Below are 24468 nucleotides of genomic sequence, written 5' to 3'. Positions count from 1 at the left end.
TATTTTCGGCTTTTTCGACGACCGGCTTACGCGTCGGCTGCCCAGCTGATGTACGCCAGTCCGACACCGACCACACCCATCAGAACCGCCGCAAGCATCTGTACAATCGCCGCTGTCATTGACGCGTGCGTCTGCCACGGTGTGCCGGCAACCGCCGCGAGCGTAGCGACGACGAGCAATACACCGACAGTGACACCTAGCGGGCGCAACGGCTGTGTGAGGACGCGCTGAAGTGTACTGGCACTTCCATTCATATTAATAACATTTACTGTCTCGGTGGTAAATGAACTGGTCTCGGACTATGCACTGTCGCGCTGCCTTTATTCATAACACACCAGGCTGGGAGGGCATTGAACCACCTCTACTTCGCTCACTGCCTTCGCTCGTGGCGTAGTTCAACGGCTTCCTGTTGTTGCCACTGCTCACTGTCGTTCGCAGGGCAACGAGCCGGGAGGGAATTCAACCGGAGGAAGACGTGCTAACTCCGTTGCGCGCGACCGGCAGGGTTCAACCCCTCCACAGTGTTACCACTATTCACTGTCGGTCATAGGGTAACGGGCCGGGAGGGAGTTGAACCCCCGACCATCTGGTTAAAAGCCAGACGCTCTGCCTAACTGAGCTACCGGCCCTCGCTATTCGCTCGGGGGAGCGGCGATTAAGGCCTTACGGTCCGTCGTCGAAGTACGACTCGATAGCCTCACTGATGACTTCCCCGGGGGACGCCCCATCGAGTGCGGCCTGCCGGCGGAGTCGACAGTAGGCGTCGCGGTCGAGTTGCGTTCGTATCTCACCCAGTGCGTACCCGTTTCTGGCGAGCGCCGCGTCTACGGACGCGCCGTCGTTGACACTGCTGGCAACGGATCGGATCTGGCGGACAGTGAGGTCGTGGTCGAGGGCGGCCCACGCAAGCAGGAGGCGAGACTCGCCTGAGACTCTGGCGATGTGTTTGGCCGCCGTTGGCGCGATATGCCCCATAGCGACGTGAATACGGACGGATCGAGGGAGGTCGTGGACGCGGGACCACTTCCGGATGAACGAGACCGAGGCTTCGCCACCGGCCCGTTCGGCAGCGGCCTTGTAGGACCCTTCGCCGCGAACTAGGGCTGCACACGCGGCCGCGCCGCGCAGAATAAAGACGTTGTCGTCGCCGCCGGCGGTGTTCTCGGAGAATTTCTTGACTGTCTTGGCGGCGAGTTCGAGGCTCTCGGGGTCGTCGGGATCGAACTCGATGGCCTCCTCGGGTCGCTGTCCCGTGAGTGCTGGGTCTCCGCGGATGACCGGCTTCCCGACCGGTGATTCGCGGTCGGTCGATGGAACGTAGTTATCGGGCCCCTCTGGCATCGATCTGTGTTTAGGAAGCGCCGCACAAAAGTACCCCGTACAGGGGTGTCAGTCGTCGGATGCGCTCTCGCTTTCGCGTTCTTCGCTCATGTGCTCCCAGATTTCTGTGCAGCCACAGCCGTCCTCGACATTGTCGAGGTGGTCTGTCGTTGGCTCTTCGCGCTCGGCATCGTCGTCGTGGGTCTGTTGTGCGTTCGTCATCGTTTCTCTCACAGCGACGACCAGCGTGGCCGCCACGGGATGTCGTACTCCTCTGTAATATCCCCACTATCTTAAGGACGGACTCTGCTGTAAGCTTGGCCCGCACTGCGACTTACAGGCAACATATGTGTGTATCTCGGACAGAGCCCAACAAATAGCGGGTCAGTATCGTGAGACACTCACCGCATGACTGCGGCGGATTCGACTCGACCCGGTGATACTTGCACCCGCCGATGCCCTCAGGTGTTTCGAGAATCTAATGAGATGTAATGACGACTGACGTTCACCAGCTCGACGACGGAGCCTGGATTTCCGTCAACGACTCGCGGGAAGTGAACGTCTCGGACCTGTGGTTGTTGGCTCGAAGTGACTTCTGTGGGTGTGAGACGACGGATTTGCTCGCTGAGGGGTTCGTGGAAGTGGGCGTTGATTATCTCGATATCCAGGCGCGAATAGCCGGCCAGTGTATCTCCTGTGGTGAAAGCGGCGTGACCGACTGGCTGACGGTCGGGCGCGTCGTGGACCCAGACTCCGGCGAGTTCCACGGTGTCGTCCACGAGAGCGTCCATTTCCCGGCGAAGCGAACCCGGCTCGCCAGTCCCAAAGAATAGGCAACAGTTGCTTGTTTCGGGGAGTGGGGGAGACGGTTGACGGCAAAGTGTGTTGTATAAGTCAGTGAGACTTGTGGAAAAACACATTAGCTATGCCCACGAAAGTCGAGAATTGGAAGGACGAGGTTTACGGTAACGAGATCCGGGAGCACTTGATGGAGTTCGCAGAGCAGGGCTGGGATGCCATCCCGGAAGACGAACACGACGCCTGGTTCGAGCGCTTCAAGTGGTGGGGCCTGTACCACCAGCGCTCCGGCCAGGAGTCGTATTTCATGATGCGTATCGGGACACCAAACGGCGTCATCAAGCCCGGCCAGCTTGAAGTTATCGGCGAAGTCGCAAAGGAGTACGCAACTGGTCCCGTCGATAATCCGGAGTTCGGCGAGGCCTACTGTGACTGGACGACCCGTCAGAGCATCCAGCTCCACTGGATCAAACTGGAGGACATCCCGGAAATCTTCGAGAAGCTCGAAGCCGTCGGTCTGGGCACCCAGCAGGCCTGTGGTGACTCCTGGCGGAACATCGTCGGCTGCCCGGTTGCCGGCAAGGACAAGCACGAGCACGTCGACGCCTGGCCCGTTGCCGAGGACCTCCACGAGACGTTCAAGGGCAACGACGACTACTCGAACCTCCCGCGCAAGTGGAAGGTCGCCATCGCCGGCTGTGACGAGGGCTGTGGCCAGGGCGACATCAACGACCTCGCTTTCGAGCCCGCTGAGAAGGACGGCGAACTCGGCTTCAACGTCCGTATCGGCGGCGGCCTCTCCCGCAAGGAACCGCGTCTCGCCCGCGACATCGACGTGTGGGTCCCGCCGGAGCAGGCCGCTGACGTGGCCCACGGCATGTCTTCGCTCTTCCGTGACTACGGTGACCGCGAGGACCGCTTCAACGCTCGCATCAAGTTCCTCATGGACGAGTGGGGGCCCGAGAAGATGCGTTCGGTCCTGCAGGAGGAGTACGTCGACTTCGAACTCCCGACTGCTGGCGAGGATATGCGCGACCAGTACAGCTACAACACTGGGTCCCAAGACGGACACAACGACCACGTCGGGATTCACGAGCAGAACGACGGCAACTACTACATCGGCCTGAACGTGCTGGTCGGCCGCATGGGTGCCGACGACGTGCTTGAACTCGCCGAACTCGCCGACGAGTACGGCTCCGGCGAGGTTCGACTGACCCAGCGTCAGAACATCATCGTCACCGACGTGCCCGAGGAGAACCTCGACGCGTTCACCAGCGAACCCCTGCTGGAGAACTACTCCCCGGACCCGTCACCGTTCATGCGCGGTTCCATCGCCTGCACGGGCACGGAGTACTGCTCGCTCTCTATCGTCGAGACGAAGAACCGCCAAGTGCGGTACGCCCGCTGGCTCAAGGACAACGTCGAACTGCCCGAGGACCACAAGGACTTCCACATCCACCTCTCGGGCTGTACGGCCTCCTGCGCCCAGCCCCAGATCGCCGACGTCTCCCTGCGCGGGATGAAGACCCGCAAGGACGGCGAACCGGTCGAGGCGCTCGACATCGGTCTCGGCGGCGGCCTCGGCGACGACCCGCGCTTCGCTGACTGGGTGGAGATGCGCGTCCCGGCCGACGAAGTCCCCGGCGCGATCAAGAACCTCGTCAACAACTTCGAGGACGCCCGCGAGGGCGGCGAGACCTTCCGTGACTTCGTTGCGGACCGCGACGAGGAGACGCTGGCCGAGATGGTCGAGCCCGAAGAGACGGACTACCACGACCCGTATATGCACAACACGAAGATGACGTGGTACCCCTACGCAGAAGACGACGACATGCAGGCCTCGCCCGCGCCGACTGACGGCTCTGGTGAGCCCCTGCCCTCCGACGACTAAGGCGCACTCCTGAGCATTCCCGGTTCGGTTTTTGCGAATCGTGCGGTTGCTCGCTTTCTCTACTACCTTTCAAACATAGTGTTGGCCGGGAGCGCGCTCTGTCGCGCGACCCGGGGAAGGGCAGGCTCGCTCGAATACACAAAATCAGTAGCTGCTGCTGCTGTTGCGCATACCGCGAGCGAAGCGAGCGGTTTCACGCGAATCGCGTTGCGATTCGCGCTTTTTTCATCGACGTTTTTCAAGGAGTGGTTCGCGCGAAGCGCGAACCCGACGCCGAAAAAGGTCGTTGGTAAGCCTTATTCACGGCACTGGCGTACCTGTTGGTGGCAGCGGGAGGCCGGCTCCCGTGGCGCAAGCCATGAGGAAAGTCCCCCCACCTGTCGGACAGGTGACCGGGCGCAAGCCCGGGGCGGGAGACCGTCGGCTCTGGAACAGCAACGACACGTCGTCGCCGGACCGATGAGGTGTGCGAATCCCGAGCGAGGCTGGTCGTGCCCCACCAGACGGTGCGGCACGCGGCCAAAGCGAGGGAGAGCTAACCCACCGAGGGCAGTCGCGACCCGGTGACTCCGGGGCGCGCGTTCGTGGACCACAGTTGTGCTCCACACGTGGGCCGTCTGAGACGCCCCACGCATTCCGTGGGCCATCTTCGATGCCCCACGCTTCCGGCGACGGACCGATGGAACGGCGAAACCTCACCGGTGCAAGGCCGCGTCGACAGGTAGTCCGACGCCGCGCGCAAGCGCTGGACGTGGCCGCTCAGCCGAATGCTGGCCCGAACAGAAGGGGGCTTACTCCCCGCAGCCATACGAGCCTTCGAGCGCCGGGTCCGATGGTTACAAGCCCGCGCCGGCCACAGGCCAGAGTATGACCGCAGCCGACCTTATCGACGCCGTTCGTGACGACCAGCAGACGGAACTCTCCCGACTGGGCTCCTCGAAGACGCTGTACGCCGACACCCGCGGCGAGATGGAACCGGACGTGGTACTGGCGGCGGCGGCCGCCCGCGAGCAGGCGGCCCACGAGACGTTCGATGCCTGGAGCGACGACGCGAACGACGACGCGGCCGCGCTGTTTGCCGATGCGGCGGCCGAGACGGCCGAGCGCCGTGACAGCCTCGACGCCGAGCCGGCCGACCGAACGCCGGCGATGCACGACGTACTCGACGACTTCGACGGGACCGTCGAGCGCCTTGGCGGCTTCGTCGGCTGGACGCTCGTCGACAAGAAAGTAAAGGAGCAGTACACCGGCTTCTTCACCGGCCAGGCGGACCCACAGACCGCGAGTACGTTCCGCAGCGCCGGCAGCGACGTGGTGGCCCTCCGCGACGAGGCCGCTGAACTACTTGATGCTGTCTGCGAGGATGACGATGACTGGGACGCCGCGGAGGCGGCTGCTATCGACGTAATCTCGACGGCCTACGACGAGTACTTCGAGACGCTCGAAGACCTCGGCGTGAACCCGAAACCGGTCTGCTGACCGTTCTTCGTGTCCGCACCTCGCTGGGAGCGCCAGATGACGACGCCTCAGTCGTCTCCGCTTGGCCCCTGGGAGTCCGGACTCCGCTCGCCGGGCCCACGATCAGCCGTGGTCTGCCCACCGCTTGGCCCGCTGTTGCTATCTACCCACCCTGTCCGCTCTACCTGCTGTCCGAGTAGTCGATCCGCCAGACCGCCCAGCCACTTGAACGCGACATTGACGTAGAGGCCGACGAGAAACGGGATACCGGTGGCCAGCTGCGACGACGCGAGTTCCGTTGAGCCGAGTGCCAGACTGCCGAACTGGTAGACGCCGACAGCCAGAAGCCAGGCGGCGGGAATCCGCATCAACATCTCGGCGAGGTTTTCGAAGTCGCTCCACTTGTCGTAGTCGTCGAGTGAGGTCATCAGTTTCGTGAAGACATAGCCCAGCGCACCCAGTCCCGAATACAGGAAGACAGCCACCGGTATGATGACTCCCGGCCCGCCAGGGCCGACTGTTGCAGTGAGTAGCTCACGGCCGCCTGCTCCCGCAGCCATTGCGATGCCGACAATAGTCAGAACGAAGAACAGCCCGATAACGGCCCAGTTTCCGACCGACCAGCGCCCGCTGTCGAGAATCTCCTCGCTCTCGGTCGATGTTTCTGTCTCACCCATGTCAGATATTCGAGTGTGAAACAGAATAAAACTACAAGACTGTTTGTATCCGCCTGAACCGTATCGGATGCTTACTTTCGAGACGACCACTGTTGTATCTTCTCTCCGTCTCCGGGTTGTCGTATCACCTTTACAACACAGGCCGACTGGTCCGATCTTACATGAACCACGCGGCTCAAGTCCATCCAGCCCGATGTGTAGGTAATGAGCGACACCGGCGGCCCCCTCTCTATCGACCGACCAGATGTCGACCGCGAGTTCCGTGTCGACGCCCCGTTCGACCCCGCGGGCGACCAGCCCGAGGCCATCGAACAGCTGGCGTCGGGCTATCGTCAGGGGATGGACCGGCAGACACTGCTCGGTGTGACCGGCTCTGGGAAGACCAACACCGTCTCGTGGGTCGTCGAGGAGATCCAGCAGCCGACCCTCGTTATCGCTCACAACAAGACCCTTGCAGCACAACTGTACGAGGAGTTCCGCGAGCTGTTCCCGGACAACGCCGTCGAGTACTTCGTCTCCTACTACGACTACTACCAGCCCGAGGCCTACGTCGAGCAGACGGACACCTTCATCGACAAGGACGCCTCCATCAACGACGAAATCGACCGCCTGCGCCACTCCGCGACGCGCTCGCTGCTCACCCGAGACGACGTCATCGTCGTCGCGTCGGTGTCGGCCATCTACGGGCTCGGTGACCCGCGCAACTACGTCGACATGTCCCTCTCGCTCGAGGTGGGTCAGGAGATCGAGCGCGACGACCTGCTCGGTCGGCTGGTCGACCTGAACTACGAGCGCAACGACGTGGACTTCACGCAGGGGACCTTCCGCGTGCGCGGGGACACGCTCGAAATCTACCCGATGTACGCCCGCTACGCCCTCCGAGTGGAGTTCTGGGGCGACGAGATCGACCGGATGCTGAAAGTCGACCCGCTGGAGGGCGAGGTCAAAAGCGAGGAGCCAGCCGCGCTGTTGCACCCGGCGGAGCACTACTCGATTCCGGAACAGCGGCTCCAGCGGGCCATCGACGAAATTGAGAAACTGCTGGACCAGCGTATCAGTTACTTCGAGCGCCAGGGCAACCACGTCGCCGCACAGCGCATCGAGGAGCGGACCACGTTCGACATCGAGATGATGCAGGAGACGGGTTACTGCTCGGGCATCGAGAACTACTCGGTCCACCTCTCGGACCGCGAGACAGGCGAGGCCCCCTACACCCTGCTGGATTACTTCCCCGACGACTTTCTCACCGTTGTCGACGAGTCCCACCAGACGCTCCCCCAGATCCGCGGCCAGTTCGAGGGTGACAAGAGCCGCAAGGAGAGCCTCGTCGAGAACGGCTTCCGACTGCCGACGGCCTTCGACAACCGCCCGCTCACCTTCGAGGAGTTCGAGGAGAAGACTGACCAGACGCTGTACGTGAGCGCCACGCCGGGCGACTACGAGCGCGACCACAGCGACCAGGTCGTCGAGCAGATTGTCCGCCCGACACACCTCGTCGACCCGGCTGTCGAAATCGCCTCGGCGACGGGGCAAGTCGAGGACCTGTTAGAACGCATCGATGACCGCGTCGACCGCGACGAACGGGTGCTGGTGACCACACTCACGAAACGCATGGCTGAGGACCTCACGGAGTATCTCGAAGAGTCCGGCGTGAACGTCGCCTACATGCATGACGAGACGGACACGCTGGAACGGCACGAACTCATCCGCTCGCTCAGGCTGGGCGACATCGACGTGCTGGTCGGCATCAACCTGCTCCGGGAAGGACTGGACATTCCGGAGGTCTCACTCGTGGCGATTCTCGATGCCGATCAAGAGGGGTTCCTGCGTTCGGAGACGACGCTCGTCCAGACGATGGGCCGGGCCGCCCGGAACGTCAACGGCGAGGTGGTGCTGTACGCAGACGAGCGCAGCAACGCCATGCAGTCGGCCATTCAAGAGACCCAGCGCCGCCGGCGCATCCAGCAGCAGTACAACGAGGACCACGGCTTCGAGCCGACCACCATCGAGAAGGAAGTCGGCGAGACGAACCTGCCCGGGAGCAAGACCGAGACCGGCGGCATTTCGAGTGACGGCGCGAGTGACGCCGACGAGGCCACCCGCCAGATCGAACAGCTGGAAGAACGGATGCAGGAGGCCGCGGACAATCTGGAGTTCGAACTGGCGGCGGACATCAGAGACCGTATCCGGGAACTGCGCGAGGAGTTCGACCTCGACGGCGGCGACGACAGCGACGGCGTGCCGGCACCCGGTCCCGAGTTCTGATTTCTCGGTTCACGGCGCCCCCGATACTGGGTAACCGATTTGTACCCAGATGCGAAATGGTACGTATCTCGATGGTAGCGCTGTCGGGGTTAGACTATGTTCGAGTACATCCGTTCCGTGGGTCGTGGCTTCTCGTCGACTGGACTCGTTGTCGCCGGCCTCGGCTTCTTCCTGACCCGGTTCACGGTCACGCTGGCGGTTAGCGACGGCCCGATGGCGTTCGTCTTCAGTGGCGTGTTGCCACTGGTGCTCGGTCTGGGGCTGTCCGCGTTCGGTGTCGCTCTTGCCGTTGGTGAGTTCGAACACGCCTTCGTTCGGACGGTCACGCTGTGGTGTCTCGCAGGCACTGGCGCGATGTTCGTCCTCGTTCTGGTGACACTGATTGGTAACGGCAGCATGGGGCCGCTGTCAACCGCGGGGAGCCGGTCGTACCTGTCGAACTTCCTCATTGGGGGCGGTGTCGGCGGCGCACTCACTGGCGTCTACGCCGGGCGGTCGAACCGACAGCAACACGAACTCGAACAGCAGGCTGCCAGGCTGGACCTGGTCAACCGCATCCTTCGAGATAGGGTCCTGAACGCGCTGACGGTCATCCGGGGTCGGGTAGAGATTGCGGAATCACGGGATGGTGTCAGCACGGCCGACATCCTGTCAGTCATCGACGACCGTTCGGCCGGCGTCCAGCAGGTCGTCGAGAACATGAAACACATCACCCACGGCGGGGCCGACCTGTCGCTAGACGCTGTCCCCGTGGTCCCATGCGTGGAGTCGGGCGTCGACGCCGTCCGCGAGACACACCCGTCGGCCGACTACGACCTGCGGGCCGACGTGCCCCCGGACCTGCAGGTGCGGGCCAACACGATGCTTGACAACCTCGTCGCGCATCTGGTCGAGAACGCGGTCGTCTACAATGACAGCGACAGCCCTCGCGTCGAGGTTGGGGTCACCGCCACCGAGGACACTGTCGCCATCAGCGTCAGCGACAACGGCCCGGGACTGCCCGAGCGACAACTCGACTTGCTTGCCCGCGGTGAAATCGGTTCCTACGAGGACCGCTCGACCGGCTTCGGGCTGGACCTCGTTCGCTTGCTCGTCCGGAGCTACGGTGGGCGGACGGCGGCCACCGTCACGGATGACGGAACGACAGTCACGCTGACACTGCTGCGTGTCTCGGCCGAAGACGGCGTCGTGAAGGCTACGCCCGACGATGTGCTGGGACTCTCGCCACGCCGCCTGAGCGTGGCTGTCGGGGCGTCGCTCGTCGCCGCCGTCGTCATGGGCGTCCCGATGCAGGTCCTCTCCGGGGGCGTCCCGGTCGTCGGGGCGCTGTACGGCGTCGAGAACGCGCTGGTCGGCTGGCTCACACACGGGTTCCACAGCGTCGTCTTCGGACTGGTGTACGCTGCCTTGGTCCGAACCGCGCCAGCCCATCTCTCCGACCGGCTCCGATACTACGGAATCGCCCTCGGCTGGTCGCTCGCACTCTGGTTTGTGGCAGCCGGGCTCGTCATGCCGGTGTGGCTCTCGCTTGTTGGTATCGAGGCGAGCCTCCCGAACCTCAGCGCAGCGGCGCTGCTGTCCCATCTCCTCTGGGGTGGCTCTCTCGCCGCGCTCTACCACTACGGCTGCCGTGTCGGCCTCCCTGACCCGCGTATGTGACCAACGTCGGTCGCCGAACCCTGCTATCATCCGCACTTGGACTAATACAACCAAAATTGTTTTACGCGCTACTGTAGTTGTATAGCGTGATGTCCCGCGTCTCGCTCCCACACGATGCGAAGGCCGGTCCCACCAAGCCGGAGGTCCGGGCCGTCCTCGCCAGCAAACTCGCTCTCACCGGGTCCGACCACTTTGCGGAGGTCGGTTCCTGTACCGGTGCCGTCACCATCACGGCGGCGCGCCGGGCCGGGCGTGTCACTGCGCTCGAACGCAAGGGGAATCGACTCGACGTGACTCGCAAGAACCTCGCCGCCAACGACGTTGACGCTGATGTCGAATTGCGCGAGGCCGAGGCCCCGGAGGGCTTGCCGGACGACGCCGACGTCCTCTTCCTCGGCGGGTCACGCAACTATGAAGCCATTCTCGACCACGCGGTCGAAACCGGCGTCGACCGAATCGTGATGAACGTCTCGCGGCTCGAAGTCGCCGGCGCGGCGACAGAGGCCTTCCGCGAGCGCGACATTCTGGAAGAGGTTGTCCAGTTTCAGGTGAGCCACGGCTACGAACTCGCCGGCGCGACGAGCTTCAACTCGGAGAACCCGGTGTATATGCTCGTCGGCAGCGCCAGCGAGGACGTTGCCGCCGACGGCGGGTCACCGACTGAGACTGAGGCGACCGACGGAGGCCAGCGATGACACTCTACGGCATCGGCCTCGGTCCTGGTCAGCCCGACCTGGTGACCGTCCGCGGGAAGCGCGCGCTGGAATCCGCCGACGTGGTGTACTCGCCGGGGCGGCTCTCGCGGTCGGTTGCGACCAAGCACGTCCCCGAGGAGCGCATCGGCGACCTCGACTTCCCGATGACACGCGACGAGGAGAAACTCCGGGCGGCCTGGAAGGAAGCCGCCGCCGAAATCGCGCCGACCGCCCGCGACGGCGATGCCGCCTTCGTCACGCTTGGAGACCCGAACGTCTACTCGACCTTTGGCCATCTCCGGCGGACGCTCGCGGCGTTTCACCCCGAAGTCGACCTCGAAGTGGTGCCCGGCGTCAGCGCCATGTCGGCGTTTGCGACCGCGCTTGGCGTCGAAATCACCGCCGGGTCGAGCTTGGCGCTGCGTGAGGCCGACCGCGGCGCGTCGCCGACCGGCCCCGACCGGATGATTCTGTTCAAGGTGACCGACGCGCCGGCCACTCACGAAGGGCTGGTTGAGGCCGGCTACGACGTGGTGTACGGCCGCCGGCTGTTCATGGAACAGGGCGAGACGGTCGTGACCGACGACCCGACCGATATCGATGAGCGAGACTACTACACGCTAGCCTACGCCGAGAAGCCCGAGACGCGCGTCGAGCAGGCGACCGACGCCTTCCTCGAAGCGGCCGACGAGAGCGGTGTCGTGACCGACGGCGGCGAGAACGGGTCCGGGGAAGTAGTGCGACAGGAGCGCTCTGCAGCCGCCCTTTGCGGCGACGAGGTGCAGCATGACTGACGAGACTGACGAGACGGACCCACAGACGGCAATCGACTCTGTCGCTGGGAACCGAGACGACCGCGTCTACGAGTACAGTGCCGGCGACGAGCAGGAGGGCATTCCCTTCGTCGGAGCCGGGCCGGGCAACCCCCGGCTGCTGACCGTCGCTGGCCGGGAATTGCTGGCTGACGCCGACCTCGTGGTCCACGCCGGCTCGCTCGTCAACAGCGAACTGCTGGAGGAGTACTGCGAGGACGCCGAAACGGTGTCCTCTATCGGCAAGGACCTCGAAGAGCTGATTCCGCTGATGCGGGACGCCTACGAGGCCGGCGACACCGTTGTCCGCCTTCACAGCGGCGACCCTGCCATCTACGGCGCGGCCCTGGAGCAGATGGACGCGCTCGAACACGAGGGCGTCCCGACCTACATCGTCCCCGGCGTCACCTCTGCCTTCGCCGCCAGCGCGACGATGCGAACCCAGTTGACACTGAACGAGGTCGCCAACCACGTCGCCTTTACCCGCCCGCAGGGCAAGACGCTGGACGAGGACGAGGACCACATCTCCGAGTTCGTCGGTATGGGCGATGTCACGACCTGCATCTATCTGGGGACCCACGCCGTCAGCGAGACGATGGACCGGCTGCTCGAAGACGGCCACGACCCCGAAACACCAGTGGCGGCCATCTACCACGCGTCCTGGCCCGACGAGGACGTCATCGAGGGAACGATAGCCACCATCGGCGAGAAGCTGGAGGACGCGGGCTATCGCGCTTCCGCAATGGTCGTCATCGGTGATGCTGTCGGCGGCGAGGACTACGAGCGGTCGTTCCTCTATGGCGACTGGGCGAATCGCGGGAGCGACGCGGATTCACAGGAGGCTGATGACTGATGAGCACCGACACAGACGACGACTCCGGTTCGCATGGTTGCAAAGCACCCGACTCAGACGGCGAAGTAGCAGAGAATATTGCCATCGTGGCCTTCGAGCGGAAGATGGACACGGCCGAGGACATCGTCGACGGTATCGGCGACCGCTACGAGTCCATCGATATCCTCGAATACCACGGCGACGTGTTCGAGGAGTACTGGGGCGAATACGACTGCTTCATCGGCCTGATGGCCAGCGGCATCGCGATGCGCAAGACCGCCCACCTGCTCGACGACAAGTGGGACGACCCCGCTATCTGTGTCGTCGACGAGGAACTCACGTGGGCCATCCCGATAACTGGCGGCCACCACGGCGCAAATCAGGTCGCTGACGACCTCGCAAGCATGGGCGCGGTGCCGGCGATGACGACCGCAAGCGAGGCTGCCGACAAGCAGGGCGTCGAGAAGCAGGCCAAGGCGCTGGACGCCCACGTCGTCAACGGCGACTCGACCGTGGCGACGAACCTCGCCGTGCTGGACGATGAACTCGGCCCTATCGAGCGCCTTGACGGGCCGAAGGCCGTGCTGGTCGACGACGACGTGACCGTCCTGAAGCGCAACAAGGACGACGGCGTCGTGCTCGGTTGTGGCAGCGTCGCCGGCGCGGATGTCGAGCAGTTCCACGCGGCCTGGGAGCAGGCGCTGGACGAGGCCGACCTCGACCGCGACGATGTGGAGTTCGTCGCAACGGGCACCCGGAAAGCCGACGAGGAAGGCATGCTCGCCGCTGCTGAGGAGTGGGGACTGGGTGTCATCGCCTTCGAGAAGGAGACCTTGGAGGGGTTCGAGGGGCCGACCCCCTCGCGGTCGAAGGAACTCATCGGGTGGCCGGGCATCGCCGAGGCGTCGGCCATCGCCGCCGGCAGCGAACACGACCTGCTGGCCGAGAAGACCCGCTACGACGAGGCTGTGACCGTCGCTATCGGGCGCTAACCTCGCTTTTTGTCAGCCATTGGGTTTTGGTTCCAGCTTTTCGCAACCGAGCAGCCACTGAACTATCCTTAGCAGCGAGTCCACAGCTGTCCCGAGTTCCTGTCATCGTACAACTCTAAACTTATTTATTATGTGCGCCTGTGATGACAAATGGCGCATGACAACACTACTCGAAGACAAGGTGGCGGTCGTTACGGGCGGCGCAAGCGGGTTCGGCCGGGCCATCTGCCGACGGTACGCGGAGCACGGCGCAGACGTTATCGTTGCGGACCGACAGCAGGACCCCCGCGAGGGCGGCAAACCGACCCACGAACTGGTCGAAGCTGAGACCGACCGGACGGCCCACTTCGTCGAGTGTGACGTGACCGACCCCGACGACCTGGAGGTGGCCGTCGCCGCGGCAGAGGAACTGGGCGGTATCGACATCATGGTCAACAATGCCGGCATCTCCGAGATAGCGGATTTCTACGAGACCACGGAGGCGGACTACGACCGGCTGATGGATGTGAACACGAAGGGTGTATTCTTCGGCGCGCAGGTCGCAACCGAGGCGATGCGGGAGAACGGCGGCGGCACCGTGATCAATATGTCCAGCTCCGGCGGCATCCGCGGCACCGGCCTGCTGGTCAACTACTGCACTTCGAAAGGCGCAGTTCGGCTGTTCACCTATGCGCTCGCGGACCGCCTGAGCAACTACGACATCCGGGTCAACGCCATTCATCCGGGCTACAGCAAGACCCAGATGTTCGAGGACGAGCGCATCGACGACACGACGAAGATGATGCTGAAGGAACTCATCCCCTCGGGCCGCTTCGGCGAACCCGGGGAGATAGCCGACGTGGCGACGTTCCTCGCCAGCGATATGGCCTCCTACGTCAACGGCGAGAGCGTTGTAGTCGACGGAGGACTGACGAACACCTGACCGGGGGATATCGAACTGTTTGCGCTGCGATTCGTCGACGTGAGTACGGTTGCACAGCCACTGCTCTCGACTCTTCCCCGAGCTCGTATACAACCAAACTACCTCTTCCCAACACTTGCGCTTGGACTAGTACAAGCACAATTGTTTTATGCGAAAGCGGCGTTGTACTCACCATGCGCCACAGTATCGAGATTCGACCGGCGGCCCTCGGAGACCGAGGATGAGTAGCGACGGACGCCAGTCGACAGCGGCCGCGGCTGAGGCGACGCGTCCAGCCGACTACGGGACGCTGTACGTGGTCGGTATCGGGCCGGGGCTCCCCCACGACATGACCCAGCGGGCGAAAGACGTCATCCAGACCGCTGACTGTATCATCGCCTCGAACCTCTATCAAGAGTTCCTCCGGAAGGACGGCACGCTCCCGCCCCAATCGGCTGAACTCGACGGCGAAACCGATGACGGCGAAATCGCTGGCGAAGAAGGGGCCGTACTGGAGCGGCCCGACGGCAGTCGGCAGACGCTCATCCGGTCGTCGATGGGCAAACAGGTCGAACTCGCTCGCGAGGCCTTCGAGCGGGTCCGCGCCGGTGAGGACATCGCCCACGTCTCCGGCGGCGACCCGAACGTCTACGGGAAGTCCGACCTGCTGTTTACGATGGCCGATGCCGACGACGCCGACGACGTGCCAATCGAAATCGTCCCCGGCGTGACCGCGGCGCTGTCCGGCGCGGCGAACCTCGGAGCGCCGCTGTCGAACGACTTCTGTACGATTTCGCTGTCCGACAAGTGGCGCGGCTGGGACGAAATCGAAGAGAAGCTCCGGGCGGCCGCGATCAGCGGCTTCGTCGTCGTCCTCTACAACTGCTGGCGCGATTACGAGCGGGCCGTCGACGTTCTCCGCGAGGAGCGAGCGGACGATGTGCCCGCTGCTATCGTCAACGACTCTGGCCGCGGCGAGGCCGGCCGGAACCTCGACGACGAGACGGAGACCATCACCACGCTCGGCGAACTGCCCGAGCACGACGACAAGGTCGGCGGCATGGGTTCGTCCATCGTCGTCGGCACCCACGAGACCGAAATCTGGCGCAACGACTACCAGGAGTTCCTCGTCACCCCGCGCGGCGGGCGTGACGTCGACGATTTCTGACAATGAGCACTGACAACACTACCGACGCAAGTACCGAGACAGAATCGAAGTGTGGCGCAAGCGAGGCTGGCGAGGCGCGCAGCGCCTCGGAAAGCGCGAGTAGCGCGGAACGGAGTTCCGCGGACCGTTCGAGCGGGCAAGGCCCGCGAGAAGACGGCACGGCCGCGAGCGAAGCGGAAGCAGAGACCGACACCGCCTCCAAGTGCGGCGCGAGTTCGGCGAGTTCGTCGACGGAGACGACACCGGACACGGGCGACGACACCGCCTCGAAGTGCGGGGCTTCCTCGTCGTCCGCTTCGTCGTCTTCCTCCGGCAGCAGTTCCTGCGGCGCGTCCTCGTCCAGTGAGTCGGACGAAGAGGAGGAGGTCGGTGCAACCGTTGACGACTTCGACGCCGAGCCGGGCCAGCTCATCGCCGTCGGCCTCGGTCCCGGGCAGCCGGAGGGGATGACTGCCCGCGCCCGCTCCGCCCTGCTGGACGCCGAGCACATCGTCGGCTACACGACCTACGTCGAACTGCTCCCCGACGAGATTACTGAGGGAGCCGACGACATCTACAACACGCCGATGTGCGGTGAAGTGTCTCGAACCGAAGAGGCAATCGACCGTGCGCTGGCGGGCAACGACGTGGCCATCATCGGCAGCGGCGACCCGAACGTGTACGCGCTGGCCGGCCTCGCGCTGGAGATAATCGAGTCCAAGGGCGCGACGGCGACGATGCTCGACTTCGACGTGGTTCCGGGCGTTCCGGCGGCCCAGTCCTGTGCCGCCCGCGTCGGCGCGCCGCTGGTCAACGACACCGTCTCCATCTCCCTGTCGGACCACCTCACCGACATGCCGACCATCGAGTCGCGACTCCACGCCGCCGCCAAGGAGGGCTTTACCATCACCGTCTACAACCCCTGGAGCCGGAAACGGCGGGACAACTACGAGAAGTGCTGTGAAATCCTGCTGGAACACCGCGACCCCGAGACCCCTGTCGGCGTCGTCCACGCCGCCGGCCGCGAGGACGAGCAGGTCGAAATCGTCGAACTCGGCGAACTGCCCGAACTGGGCGAAACTGACCTCGTGGACATGACCACCACCCTCCTCGTGGGCAACGAGGACACCTACGTCTGGGACGACCGGATGGTGACCCCGCGGGGCTACGAAACCAAGTACGACTACTAATGTACCGAATCACTATCGACCGCGACGCCTGCGACGGGGTCTTCGCCTGTCTCGTCCGCGACGACCGCTTCGTCGAGGATAGCGAGGGACTGGCGGCTATCGAGACGGACGACCAGACAGCAATCGAGGCCACCTTCGACGACGACCGGCGGGACAATGCCGAGCAGGCCGCTGCGGCCTGTCCGCTGGATGCGATTCACGTGGAATCCGTCGAGGAGGACGCCGGGGCCGCCGATACACCTGCCGCCACCGACCACGAGGAGGTCCAGCCATGAGCGTCGAAACGGGTGCGCCAAACGATATGCTCGCAGCCCACCCCGAGACGGCGTACTTCTGGGGTCGGGTCACCGGCGACGGCGAGTGCGAGGACGGCTGTATCACTGTCCGGACGAACGACGAAACGGCCGCTCGGCGGCTCGCCTCCATCGCCGGTGCGGAGCGGGCCGACCGCCGCATCGTCGAGCGGGCGTATGCCCACGACACCTCGATTACCCGTCAGGAGGAGGAGTTCACGGTGCAGGTCGTCGGCAGCCTCGCTGACCGTGCCAGCGCCGCGCTTGGCCTCCCGTTCGACGGCGAGTCGGGCGGCTACCGCTTCGACGCGCTGGCCGACTACGACCGCCAGCTCCTCCGCGGCCTGCTCGAAGGCTGTGGCACGGTGTGTTTCAAGTCCGACGACGAGGCGGTCGGTATCTCCTTCGTCCACGAAGACGAACGACTCCTCCGGACGATACAGACGCTGCTTGACCGCTGTCCGGTCGACGCGCCCTACGACGAGCTCTCGGAGACCTCGTCGGGCTACTGGTTCGGTGTGGCCGACGACGCGGCACCTGTCCTCGGTGACTGGCTGTACGAGGGCAGCGAAGAGACGGGGCTGTTCGCGCCGAGCCGCCGGCGCAAGCTCCAGAAAAGCATTGAACGAGTCCGATGAGTGAAGCTATCACCGCGCCGGAGACGCTGGACGACGAAGCGGTGCTGCTGGTCGGCCACGGCTCCCGGCGCGAGAAGTCGAACGAACAGGTCCGCGACCTTGCGGTCGAACTGGAGGGCCGACTCGGCATCCCGGTCGACGCGGCCTTTCTCGAACTGGCCGAGCCGGCTATCGACGAGGCCATCGCGGGGCTGGCCAGAGCCGTCTCGCAGGTATCGGTGGTCCACCTCTCCCTGTTTGCCGCCAGTCACGTCAAAAACGACGTGCCGCTGGCCGTCGAGCAGGCCCGTGAGGCCCACCCTGAACTGACCATCAACAACGGCGCGCATCTCGGTGTCCACCCGGCCCTGCTGGACTTGCTGGACGACCGCGCGGCGGCCGTCGAGGCCGAACTGGGCGTCGACCGCGAGGAAGACGATGTGGCCGCCGTCGTCTGCGCCCGTGGCTCCAGCGACCCGGACGCCAACGCCGACGTGCACAAGCTTTCCCGCCTGCTGTACGAGGGCCGCGAATTCTCGCGAGTCGAGGCGTCGTTCATCGGCGTCACCGAGCCGTTGCTCGATGACACGCTACACGACATCGCCAAGACGCGGCCCGATGCCGTCGTCGTCATCCCGTACATGCTCGGGGACGGCGTGCTGACCGGCCGCATCAAGGACGGTGCACGCGAGTTCGACGAGGAATACCCCTACGTCGACGCCGCGCCGGGCGAACCGCTCGGGACCGACACGCGCCTGCTGGACGTGCTGGGCGACCGCTGGCAGGAAGCCCGGACCGGGAGCGTCGAGATGTCCTGTGACACCTGCAAGTACAAGGTCGAACTCGACGGCTACGAGGAGGACCAGGGCGGCGCTCGCGCGATGCTCCGGGCGCTGACACATCAGGCCGAACACGCCGACCGCGAGAACGTCGACGACGACCCCCACGTCCACGACGCCCCGGAAAAACACGTCGCCGTCTGCACGAACCAGACCTGCGCTCAGGACGGCGCGCCAGCGGTCCTCGAACGCCTGCGGCAGGCCGCCCGCGACAGCGACCAGTGCGACGCCCGCATCACGCGGTCGTCGTGTCTTGGCCGCTGTGGCGAGGGGCCCATGGTCGCCGTCTACCCGGACGGCGTCTGGTACGGCGGCGTTGAGGACGAGGACGCCGCCGAGATTGTCTCCTCACATCTGGACCGCGACCGCATCGTAAGCGAACTCGTCGACCAGACCCTTTGAGCACACACCCAATTCACTACACACATGAGCTGCTACGAAATCGAGGCCCTCCGACTGGGTCTCATGAACGTTCTCGGTACCGAAGACGACCACGCGCGCCAGCACGCGGAACAGGAGCTGGAGGGCCACATGACCGGCCCGATAGAGGCCCTCGCCGGCGCGAAGACGCTCGCCGCCATCGAGCGCCACCTCGACGCCGCGCTCGTGGACCTCGAAGAGGAAATCGCCGCAACCCCCGAAGACGACCCCGAGTACGACTACCTCCGGGGGCGACTGGTCGCCGTCCGCGACGCCGAGCGGGCGGTGTCGCGCATCACCATGCAGGGCGAGGATGTCCTCGCCGGGCTCGGTGAGGCCCACGACGTGCTTCACGAGGCCTTCCCGGTCGATGAGTAGCCAGCGCGCCCCGACCGCCGACCTCGGGGACGTAGCGCCGGCCCGCTCGCGCCATCAGGGCCGCCGCTCGGCGGTCACGCTGACCAGCGGTCTCGCGGTCGTCGGCACCGCTGATGGGGACCTGCAGGCGTTCGACGTATCGGCGGACGCCGGGCCGCTACACCGGCGCTGGCAGTACGGCACGGATGGCGAACCGAGTGTCGTCGCGGCGGTGCCTTTCGACGGCGGTGTCATCACTGGCGAACGCAGCGTCCGCGGCGAGATCCGCTGTCACGATGCCGGCGGCGACCTGCGATGGCGGTACGAAACCCGCGGGGACCTCGGCGGGGCCCAGCAGGAGACGCGCTTCTTATTACCTTTCGTCGCCAGCCTCGCCACCGACGGTGACCGCTGCTACGCCGCAGCCCGGCGGTACGAGCGCCGGACCGACGACGACGGGAACGACCTTCGCCACTTCGAGAGCGTCGTCTACGCCTTCGGAGCTGATGGCTCCATTGACTGGACATACCGGACCGACGGCTCACCCATCTCGCTCGATGCTGACAAGAACCGCGTCGCCGTCGCGTACAACCGGTGTCCTGGCGACCACCAGCACGGCCTCGTCGTCCTCGACGCCGACGACGGTGACCCGCGCTGGATGTGGGACCCCGGGACCGACGGCCAGCGCCGTGTCGGCGACGTTGCGCTGCTGGCTGACGGCGCTGTTGTCTCCAGCCACGGCGATTACCGCGGCTACCGGCTCGACAGCGGCGGCCGGGAGCGCTGGCGCGTCCCACTGGCGACGCCGACCGACGTGGCCGGTGACACCGTCTACGCGTACCCGAACCACGTCCACGCGACGGACGAGGGCGCGGTGTTCGTCACCGGCAACACATATCCAGAGGACGGCCGTGAAACGGACGCCCGCCACCCGAACGAGCACACCGCCGCTGGTGTCTCGCTCGATGGTGACCGCCGCTGGGACGCGCCCGTGGGCGGCTTCGCTAGCGGACTGGGAACTGATGGCTCGCTGCTGGCCGTTCCCGGCGCGCAGAACTTCCGGGACCGCGACGCCGACGACCACGCGCTTCGACTGTTCGATGTTGTCGACGGCCCCCTCGACACGTTGGACACCGACGGCGTCGTGACGGCAGCCGCAGTCTCCGATGGGACCGCTGTTGCTGTCGAGGAACCGGTCGTTTACCACGACGAGGGCCACGAACGTGGCGCGTACCGATTGTATCGAATCGAGACACCCGTCGCTGACGCGTCGACGTAGCGATCTCGGCTGTAACGGCACTCCAGACGACTTTTTGCTGTCCCCGGTTTGGCTCCGATTACTGTGTTATGTGGTGTCAAACTAACCGTTCGATAGCCTTAGCGTCTCGGTATAGGAGCCCAGTATGGCTGATAACACAGACCCGGACCACGAGGAGGCACAGCCGGCGGCGGACTACGAAGCCGACGACGACAGCACCGTCGACGACAGCGCCGACGACAGCACCGTCGGCGACCGCCCAACCGAGCGCGAACGGGAGTTCGCGCAGATGCAGCGCCGGCTCAATGAACGGGAGATGGGCCTCGATCAGCGGAGCGCAGAGCTCGACCGGCGCGAAGAGAAGAGTGACGCCCGCGAGGAGGAACTCGACCGGCAAGAGGCGGAACTGGACGAACGGGAGTACCGGCTCGATGAACGCGAAGCCGCGCTTGACGACCGCGAGACCGACCTCGACAAGCGCGAGGCCGAACTGACAGAGTACGACGCGCAGCTTTCCGAGCGCGCCGCGGAACTCGACGAGCACGAGGAGACGCTGAACACCTACCTCTCAGAACAGATGTCGGACCTAGAGGAGACGGTCACCGGGACGATGTACGACGCATTGGAGCGGTACGAGAACCGGTCGGCTGGTCGGTTCGGCCCGACCGGTACGATGCTCGTCGGGCTGGCCGGCGTGGCGCTCGTCGTCGCCGGAATCGGGTTCGGCGCACTGGCGTCGGCTGGTACGGCCCCGTTCAGCGCCGGCGGGACGACGGCGAACCTCGTTATCGCCGCGGTCGTCGCTATCGTCGGGCTGGCGCTGAATCTCGGGACGGTTGCCGGAAAAATCTGAATCGTGTCGTTCCGTCAGTCTGCTGGCGCTGGATAGTCCAGCTCGTCCGCAGCCGCGGTGTCGTTCTCGCCGAGCCACGTGTGTACACCAGCGATGGTGGCCCACAGCACTAGCTGGCCGAACACGACCGTCCAGCGGTAGGCCGCGACGAGCGCGGCAGGCACGTCACCGTGGACCGGGTTTGCCGGTGCGAGCGCGACCGGAACTGCGAGCAGTGCGAGCGGCAGCGCCATGGCTCCGAGTCGAATGGCGGTGTGGTGGCGCGCTGTCCGCTGATACGCGAGCCCGGCGAGCACTGCGACCAGCGCCCCCAGTGCCATCAGGCCGGCGTACCAGGCGAGGCGCGTCTCTGTCCCAAGCGCCTGCTCGACGCCCGGTGGCTGTGGCGGCAAGACGAGCCACGGCGCGCCGGAGACGGTGAGAAAGCCGGCTCCCGCAAGCGCCAGTCGCTTCGTCGCGCCCGAGCCGGGGATTGCAGGTTCGAGGAAGAAGTACACCATCCCGAACGCTGCAACGCCGAACAGCAGGCCCCAGAGGACGCCGCCGCCGATGCTTACGACGGTCGTCGTGAGTTCGGAGACGACGGGGCCGCCCCCGCCGTGGCTGTGCTCGAATGTCTCCAGTCCAGCGGTGAAGGCGTTCCCGACCGTCGCGATGAACAGGCCGTAGACCAGCCCGCCGGCCACGCCGGCCATCGCGCCGCGTTCGAGGTAGTCAGTCGCCATCAGTGGCAGGTGATGCCGGCGCTGTGGCGGAAGTTGTGCAGTGAGTCATGCAGCATTGGGTCCTGCACGAACAGCAGCGTGAAGCCGAGCGCCGCCACCAGCGCGACGGCGATGGCGATCTGTGGGCCAGTCAGGGATGCTCTGGCGCGTTCGATACGGTCGTACACGCTATCCGTCGCGTGTTTGGTATCAGTGTCATCCTGCATTGAAATCTCGTTTGTCTTAAGAACAAGTAAGATTGTAAAACTTCCGCCTGATACAGCGCCGACCAAGAGCTACTGGTCGCTGGCGACGGCATCGACGCGCTCCGCGGTCAGCGCGTCCAGTGAGACCACTGACGCGTCCGTTTCCTCTGCAACGAGGTCAAGTAATCCAGCACGGCCCGCTTCGCCGGCATTCACGACGATGGTCCGGGTGGCTGCTTCACCGAGCGTTCGCGCCGCGGTTCTCGTCGCTGCAACCGGACTCCCGTCGGCGGTGTTCGCCCGCCCGTCGGTTACGACGATGACGACGCCGGCATCCGGGTCCGCCCGGTCGAGCACTTCGCAGGCGGCCGTCAGCCCGTCCGGCAGTGGTGTCCGGTCGCCTGTGGGGAGGTCTTTCAGGTGGCGTGCCGCCAGCGAAACGCTGTCAGTGGGCGGGAGTACCACGTCCGCGCCCTCGCCGGCGAAGGTGACGAACGCGACTTCGTCGCGGGCCTGATAGGCGTCTTTCAGCAGTTCCAGTACTGTGCCTTTTGCGGCTTTCATCGCCGGGCGCATCGACGCGCTCGCGTCGACGGCGAACACCACCAGCGTCTCGGCGTCGCCTGCACGAACGGACTTCCGAAGGTCACGTGACTCGACACGGCCGCTCCCGCGACTGGCCGCCGCCCGGACCGACGCTGCGGCGTCGACCTCATCGTCCCGGCCGGCGCGCTCGGTTCGGACCGTTGCACCGCGTTTCGTCCCTGTCGCGCTCGCACGGCCGCTTGCGTTCCCACCGTCTGTGTCGACCGACGGGGCATCCACGTCGGGTGCGCCGCTGTCGCCGACTGTGGCGCGGGACTGGCCCGGCAGCAGCGGGGTGGCGTTTTCCGGGTCGTCGGACTGGTTGGACTCCCCCTCCCCACCGTCGTCTCCGGCCGCTCCTTCGCCGTCGCCGGCCTCTGCTTCCTGCCGCTCGCCGTCGCTGTCGGCCGAAGCGGGCATCGGCTGCTCGCCGCGCTCGCCTGACTCGTCGTCGCCGTCCTCGCCGGATTCTCCGCTGTCGTCCGGGCGCTGCTCCTGCTGTTCGCTTCCGTCCTCACCGCCTTCGGAATCGGCTCCGTCGTTTACTGACTCGTCGCCGGCCCCCGCTTCCTCGTCGCTGTCCGCGTCACCCCCCTCCTCACCGCTTTCTTCGTCATCGGCGGACTCCTCCTCAGCCTCGCCCTCCTCGTCCTCGAAATGGTCGTCGAGCACGTCGTCCACGTCCGGCGCGTCCTCGAAGGGCCGGGAGGTGAGCCGGTTGGGGAGCGCGAACTCGGCGGCGCGTTCGATATCTGATTCGAGCACTGTCGTCCGCCCGTCCAGCGCGGCGAAGGTTCTGGCCGCCCGCGCTGTAGCGATATCGCCGCGGTGGCCGTCGAGGCCGGCGTCCCGGCAGAGTTCGGCGATCTGTTCGCGGAACTCGCGGGCGAGGTCGACCTCCGGGAGCAGGTCGCGGGCGGTCCGCAGGCGCTCGCCCGGACCGCGGTCCGGTTCGGTCTGCCTCTCCTCGTCATCGCTTTCCCCGAGCGCCTGGTCGATGATAGCGACGCGCTCCTCTAGGTCCTCGCAGGCAGACACCTCGGTCTGCAGGGCGAAGCGGTCCCGCAACTGCGGGCGCAGGTCGCCTTCTTCGGGGTTCATCGTCCCGACGAGCGTGAACTCGGCGGGGTGGGTGACGGTGACGCCATCGCGCTCGACCCGGTTTTGGCCGCTCGCGGCGGCGTCGAGGAGTACGTCCACGAGATGGTCGTCGAGCAGATTCACCTCGTCCACGTAGAGGATGCCGCGGTTCGCGCGGGCGAGCAGGCCGGGGTCGAACTCGTGGTCGCCGTCGAGCGCGTCGGCCACCGACAACGTGCCGACGACGCGGTCCCGGGTCGCACCGAGGGGGAGCGTCACGAGTGGAACCGAACGAGTTTCGACCGGCGGGTCTGAGCGTGTCCGGCAGTCCTCGCATTGCTCGTCGGGCCGGTCTGGCGGACAGCCGTAGGGGCAGTCCGCGACCGCGCGCTGCTCGGGCAGCAGGTCGGCAAGCGCGCGCACCGCCGTCGACTTCGCTGTCCCCTTCTCGCCGCGGACCAGCAGGCCGTCGAGGTCGTCGTCCGTCGCGACCGCGAGCAGGCCGTCCTTGAGGTCGCGCTGGCCGACGACGGCCGCGAACGTCGGTCCCTGCGAAGCTTTTTTGCCCGCGCCGAATACAACCATACTTGTATTAGTGCAAACGGAGATTTAATAACGT

General features: G+C 65.3%; 25 protein-coding genes, 1 tRNA gene and 1 other RNA gene. 19 read left to right on the top strand and 8 right to left on the bottom strand.

Annotated features, from left to right (window positions below):
• Positions 1-26: 26 nt before the first annotated feature.
• From G9463_RS11275 to G9463_RS11260, 4 genes are all read right to left on the bottom strand, one after another.
• Complete coding sequence (locus tag G9463_RS11275) at positions 27-254, bottom strand: hypothetical protein (RefSeq protein WP_004964985.1); 228 nt, start codon at positions 252-254, stop codon at positions 27-29.
• A gap of 301 nt (positions 255-555) precedes the next feature.
• A tRNA-Lys gene (locus G9463_RS11270) sits at positions 556-629 on the bottom strand.
• A gap of 34 nt (positions 630-663) precedes the next feature.
• On the bottom strand, positions 664-1341 hold the full coding sequence (locus G9463_RS11265) for a hypothetical protein (RefSeq protein WP_004964981.1): 678 nt from the start codon (positions 1339-1341) through the stop codon (positions 664-666).
• Positions 1342-1389: 48 nt separating this feature from the next.
• Positions 1390-1578 (bottom strand): hypothetical protein, encoded by a 189-nt coding sequence (locus G9463_RS11260; RefSeq protein WP_004964979.1) that lies wholly within the window; start codon positions 1576-1578, stop codon positions 1390-1392.
• A 233-nt stretch (positions 1579-1811) separates the two neighbouring features.
• Between G9463_RS11260 and G9463_RS11255 the strand changes: the two genes are divergently transcribed.
• From G9463_RS11255 to G9463_RS11240, 4 genes are all read left to right on the top strand, one after another.
• The gene (locus G9463_RS11255; RefSeq protein ID WP_004964975.1) at positions 1812-2153 is read left to right on the top strand and encodes a hypothetical protein; all 342 of its coding nucleotides are present in this window, start codon (positions 1812-1814) and stop codon (positions 2151-2153) included.
• A 92-nt stretch (positions 2154-2245) separates the two neighbouring features.
• Positions 2246-4009, top strand: coding sequence for a nitrite/sulfite reductase (locus G9463_RS11250; protein ID WP_165896753.1), 1764 nt, complete (start codon positions 2246-2248; stop codon positions 4007-4009).
• Between the two features lie 325 nt (positions 4010-4334).
• Positions 4335-4815: RNase P RNA component (gene rnpB / locus G9463_RS11245), an RNA gene on the top strand.
• Positions 4816-4876: 61 nt separating this feature from the next.
• Positions 4877-5488 carry a rubrerythrin family protein gene (locus G9463_RS11240; RefSeq protein WP_165896752.1) on the top strand — a complete coding sequence of 204 codons (612 nt, stop codon included), beginning with the start codon at positions 4877-4879 and terminating at the stop codon, positions 5486-5488.
• Between the two features lie 47 nt (positions 5489-5535).
• On the opposite strand, the gene G9463_RS11235 is transcribed toward G9463_RS11240, so the two are convergent.
• Positions 5536-6144 (bottom strand): hypothetical protein, encoded by a 609-nt coding sequence (locus G9463_RS11235; RefSeq protein ID WP_240150019.1) that lies wholly within the window; start codon positions 6142-6144, stop codon positions 5536-5538.
• Between the two features lie 204 nt (positions 6145-6348).
• On the opposite strand from G9463_RS11235, the gene uvrB reads away from it, so the two are divergent.
• The 15 genes from uvrB (at position 6349) to G9463_RS11160 (ending at position 21274) form a co-directional block, all read left to right on the top strand.
• Positions 6349-8409, top strand: coding sequence for an excinuclease ABC subunit UvrB (gene uvrB / locus G9463_RS11230; RefSeq protein WP_165896751.1), 2061 nt, complete (start codon positions 6349-6351; stop codon positions 8407-8409).
• 96 nt (positions 8410-8505) lie between these two features.
• Positions 8506-10068, top strand: coding sequence for a sensor histidine kinase KdpD (locus G9463_RS11225; RefSeq protein ID WP_165896750.1), 1563 nt, complete (start codon positions 8506-8508; stop codon positions 10066-10068).
• Positions 10069-10157: 89 nt separating this feature from the next.
• Complete coding sequence (cbiT, locus tag G9463_RS11220; RefSeq protein WP_004964957.1) at positions 10158-10763, top strand: precorrin-6Y C5,15-methyltransferase (decarboxylating) subunit CbiT; 606 nt, start codon at positions 10158-10160, stop codon at positions 10761-10763.
• Entirely contained in the window at positions 10760-11557 is a 798-nt protein-coding gene (locus tag G9463_RS11215) for a cobalt-factor II C(20)-methyltransferase (RefSeq protein ID WP_007189695.1), read from the top strand. Before cbiT ends, G9463_RS11215 begins: the two co-directional genes overlap by 4 nt.
• Positions 11550-12428, top strand: coding sequence for a cobalt-precorrin-4/precorrin-4 C(11)-methyltransferase (locus G9463_RS11210; RefSeq protein WP_007189694.1), 879 nt, complete (start codon positions 11550-11552; stop codon positions 12426-12428). The genes G9463_RS11215 and G9463_RS11210 overlap by 8 nt, the downstream gene beginning before the upstream one ends.
• Positions 12428-13399: a cobalt-precorrin 5A hydrolase gene (gene cbiG, locus G9463_RS11205; RefSeq protein WP_007189693.1), complete on the top strand. Its 972-nt coding sequence runs from the start codon at positions 12428-12430 to the stop codon at positions 13397-13399. Before G9463_RS11210 ends, cbiG begins: the two co-directional genes overlap by 1 nt.
• A gap of 157 nt (positions 13400-13556) precedes the next feature.
• Positions 13557-14321, top strand: coding sequence for an SDR family oxidoreductase (locus tag G9463_RS11200; protein WP_165896749.1), 765 nt, complete (start codon positions 13557-13559; stop codon positions 14319-14321).
• Between the two features lie 220 nt (positions 14322-14541).
• Positions 14542-15468, top strand: a complete 927-nt coding sequence (locus G9463_RS11195) for a precorrin-3B C(17)-methyltransferase (RefSeq protein WP_165896748.1) — start codon at positions 14542-14544, stop codon at positions 15466-15468.
• Positions 15469-15470: 2 nt separating this feature from the next.
• A complete protein-coding gene (gene cobJ, locus G9463_RS11190; RefSeq protein WP_165896747.1) occupies positions 15471-16637 on the top strand; it encodes a precorrin-3B C(17)-methyltransferase in 1167 nt (388 codons plus the stop codon).
• The gene (locus G9463_RS11185) at positions 16637-16912 is read left to right on the top strand and encodes a ferredoxin (protein WP_165896746.1); all 276 of its coding nucleotides are present in this window, start codon (positions 16637-16639) and stop codon (positions 16910-16912) included. The genes cobJ and G9463_RS11185 overlap by 1 nt, the downstream gene beginning before the upstream one ends.
• Entirely contained in the window at positions 16909-17568 is a 660-nt protein-coding gene (locus tag G9463_RS11180; RefSeq protein WP_011224564.1) for a hypothetical protein, read from the top strand. The genes G9463_RS11185 and G9463_RS11180 overlap by 4 nt, the downstream gene beginning before the upstream one ends.
• The gene (locus tag G9463_RS11175; protein WP_165896745.1) at positions 17565-18788 is read left to right on the top strand and encodes a CbiX/SirB N-terminal domain-containing protein; all 1224 of its coding nucleotides are present in this window, start codon (positions 17565-17567) and stop codon (positions 18786-18788) included. The genes G9463_RS11180 and G9463_RS11175 overlap by 4 nt, the downstream gene beginning before the upstream one ends.
• A gap of 24 nt (positions 18789-18812) precedes the next feature.
• A complete protein-coding gene (locus G9463_RS11170; RefSeq protein ID WP_004964927.1) occupies positions 18813-19184 on the top strand; it encodes a DUF3209 family protein in 372 nt (123 codons plus the stop codon).
• Positions 19177-20442, top strand: coding sequence for a PQQ-binding-like beta-propeller repeat protein (locus G9463_RS11165; RefSeq protein ID WP_165896744.1), 1266 nt, complete (start codon positions 19177-19179; stop codon positions 20440-20442). Before G9463_RS11170 ends, G9463_RS11165 begins: the two co-directional genes overlap by 8 nt.
• Positions 20443-20566: 124 nt before the next feature.
• On the top strand, positions 20567-21274 hold the full coding sequence (locus G9463_RS11160; RefSeq protein ID WP_165896743.1) for an Rnase Y domain-containing protein: 708 nt from the start codon (positions 20567-20569) through the stop codon (positions 21272-21274).
• Between the two features lie 14 nt (positions 21275-21288).
• On the opposite strand, the gene G9463_RS11155 is transcribed toward G9463_RS11160, so the two are convergent.
• From G9463_RS11155 to G9463_RS11145, 3 genes are all read right to left on the bottom strand, one after another.
• The gene (locus G9463_RS11155; RefSeq protein ID WP_165896742.1) at positions 21289-21999 is read right to left on the bottom strand and encodes a CbtA family protein; all 711 of its coding nucleotides are present in this window, start codon (positions 21997-21999) and stop codon (positions 21289-21291) included.
• Entirely contained in the window at positions 21999-22205 is a 207-nt protein-coding gene (locus tag G9463_RS11150; protein WP_007189686.1) for a CbtB domain-containing protein, read from the bottom strand. Before G9463_RS11150 ends, G9463_RS11155 begins: the two co-directional genes overlap by 1 nt.
• A 69-nt stretch (positions 22206-22274) precedes the next feature.
• Entirely contained in the window at positions 22275-24434 is a 2160-nt protein-coding gene (locus G9463_RS11145; RefSeq protein ID WP_165896741.1) for a VWA domain-containing protein, read from the bottom strand.
• Between the last annotated feature and the right edge of the window lie 34 nt (positions 24435-24468).

Origin of the sequence: Haloarcula sp. JP-Z28, assembly GCF_011440255.1 — an archaeon.
Classification (GTDB): domain Archaea; phylum Halobacteriota; class Halobacteria; order Halobacteriales; family Haloarculaceae; genus Haloarcula; species Haloarcula marismortui.
Note: the sequence above shows the minus strand (reverse complement) of the source record. Positions and strands in the feature narration are given on the sequence as shown.